General features: G+C 72.5%; 3 protein-coding genes and 1 pseudogene. All 4 read right to left on the bottom strand.

Translation table 11 applies throughout. The annotated features are described in order from the left end of the window. Window positions 1-393, bottom strand: a pseudogene (locus WBL05_RS03355) (precorrin-3B C(17)-methyltransferase); the annotation flags it as partial. Next, entirely contained in the window at window positions 390-1,064 is a 675-nt protein-coding gene (cbiE, locus tag WBL05_RS03350) for a precorrin-6y C5,15-methyltransferase (decarboxylating) subunit CbiE (RefSeq protein WP_424223728.1), read from the bottom strand. The gene cbiE and the pseudogene WBL05_RS03355, both read right to left, overlap by 4 nt. Further along, window positions 1,061-1,876 carry a precorrin-4 C(11)-methyltransferase gene (gene cobM / locus WBL05_RS03345; RefSeq protein ID WP_424223727.1) on the bottom strand — a complete coding sequence of 272 codons (816 nt, stop codon included), beginning with the start codon at window positions 1,874-1,876 and terminating at the stop codon, window positions 1,061-1,063. Before cobM ends, cbiE begins: the two co-directional genes overlap by 4 nt. Next, window positions 1,873-2,316, bottom strand: a 444-nt coding sequence (locus WBL05_RS03340) for a precorrin-2 C(20)-methyltransferase (protein WP_424223725.1), incomplete at its 5' end; no start/stop codon positions are given. The genes cobM and WBL05_RS03340, both read right to left, overlap by 4 nt.

Raw genomic sequence — 2,316 nt, 5'->3', positions numbered from 1 at the left:
GGAGCAGGGCCAGCCGAGGGTGTCCAGCCCCGGCACCCCGGCGGCGTCGGTGGCGGTGGTGATCACGGCGGTGGCGCCCAGTCCGTCGGCGATCCGGCGGGCCAGGTCATTGGCGCCGCCGGCGTGGCCGCCGACCAGCGGGACCACGAACCTGCCGGCGTCGTCCACCACTACCACGCCGGGGTCGGTCTGCTTGGATTCCAGCAACGGCGCGATCAACCGGGTGGTGGCGCCGAGGGCCAGGTGGCTGATCACCAGGTCGCACTCCGCCCAGGCCTGCGGCAGTCCGGCGATCGCGCCGTCGGTGTAGCGGCGGGTGGGTTCGCCGAGGATGGCGTCGATCCGGTCTGCGCGCAGCCGGCTGGCCGGGCCGCTGGTGACCTGTCCGATCATTGTTGTCCTCCGGAGGTCGGGTGATGGCTGGGGTTGGCTGGGCCCGCGACCGAACCCGGCCAGGGCGCGTCCGGGGAGTCCGGGTGCCGGTCGAGGATCAGCACCACGTTGGGCTGCCGGGGCTCGGCCTGGGCGGCCTGCCCAGCAGTGAGGACGCGTACCTGCTCGTCGGGTTCGCCCAGCCGCTCGGCCAGCACGAACCAGCGATCCAGGCCGGCCAGGCCGGCGGCGAGCTCCCGGATGCCGTGTTCGGGTGAGGTGAACACCGCCGCCTTGCCGACGGTTCGGGCCAACTCCACAGCGGGTTCGAGGGGGCGGCCGTGGACGCTGACCACCGCCGCGTCGTCCCATGGCAGTCCGACGGCTGCGAAGGCGGCCGCGATCGACGACACCGCCGGCACCACCGCGGGCCGCAGCCCGGCTGCGCGGAGCGCGCGGACCACCCCGAAGTAGAGCGGGTCACCGCTGGCCACCACGACGATCCGCGCCGATTCCGGCAGCGCCCGGACCTGTTCAATGGCTGCCTGCAGGCCGCCCAGGACGATCCGCTGCCCGGCCGGCACCCCGATGGTGTCCAGGTGCCGCCGGCCACCGACGACCCAATCAGCGTCCGCGGCGTCCGCCCGCAGTTCGTCGGATGGCCGGCCCAGCAGGCCGTGGACGGTGATCACGACTCCTCCCGGGTCGTCAGCGGGGTGCCGTCGGAGTCGCGGTGGGCGTGCCGGAAACCGGGGTGGTAGAGGTGGCTGCGGGTGGTCGACTGCTCGGCGAGCGCCGGGCCGACCAGCACCACAGTGTGCTTCCACAGCTTGTGTGCCTTCATGGTCGCCGAGAGTTCGGCCAGCGGGCAACGCAGCACCAGCTCATCCGGCCAGCTCACCCGGTAGCCGACGATGCAGGGCGTGTCGGGCGGGTAGCCGCCGGCCAGCAGTTCGTCCTGCAGCACCTTGTTGCGGGCCGCCGACAGGTACAGCGCCATCGTCACCTGGTGGGCGGCGAACCCGCGGACGGTTTCCCGGTCCGGCATCGGGGTGCGGCCACCCTCCAGCCGAGTCAGGATCAGGCTCTGGGAGACCTCCGGGATGGTGATCTCGGCGTCCATCCTTGCGGCCGCGGCGGAGAACGCCGAGACCCCGGGGATGGTGCGGTGCGGGATGCCGATCTGCTCGCAGATCCGCCGCTGTTCTGCGGTGGCGCCGTAGATGGACGGATCGCCGGTGTGCACCCGGGCGACCACCAGGTCCTCGTCGTGGGCGCGCTGGAACAGCGGGGTGATGTCCTCCAGCGTCCCGCTGGCCGAATCGACGACCAGAGCGCCCGGTTTGGTGTCGGCGACGATGGCCGGGTCGACCAGGCTGGACGCCCAGATCACGATGTCGGCGTGCTGGATCACTCGGGCGCCGCGCAGCGTGATCAGGTCGGCCGCGCCCGGTCCGGCGCCGACGAACACCACCTCGCCTGATCCGACGCGCTCGTCTTTCATAGCCGGCCCCCGGTCCGGGTGCGCTTCGGGGCCACCAGCACGGTCGAGAAGTACGGAGCGGTGTCGGCATTGATCTGGTCGAGTGGGCTGATGGCCTGGTCGGGCAGGCCGATGTTCACCCCGAGCACCCCTTCGCGGCCGTGTTCTCGAATGACGGCGATCAGTTCGGCGAGCCGGCGTCCGCCCTTGTAGGCGACCACCGTGTCGTGCTTGTCGAGGGCTGCGGCGACCGTCGCCAGGCCCGCGGTGGCCGGCACCAGGGTGAGCGATTCGCGGCCCTCCACCAGCGGGGTGAGGCTGGCCGCGGCCAGCGCCTGCATCGCGGTGATCCCCGGCACCACCTGCACCTCGACGTCGGGCACCGCTGCCCGGACCACCGCGGCGAGGTAGGAGAACGTCGAGTAGACGCTCGGGTCGCCGACGGTGGCGAAGGCGACGGT

This window comes from Brooklawnia sp., assembly GCF_049651565.1.
Taxonomy (GTDB): Bacteria; Actinomycetota; Actinomycetes; order Propionibacteriales; family Propionibacteriaceae; genus Brooklawnia.
This window is presented reverse-complemented; position numbering and strand designations above follow the sequence as displayed.

Excerpts from the sequence above, each read along its gene's own strand:
- cobM (WP_424223727.1), bottom strand. The coding sequence starts at position 1,876 with ATGAAAGACGAGCGCGTCGGATCAGGCGAGGTGGTGTTCGTCGGCGCC.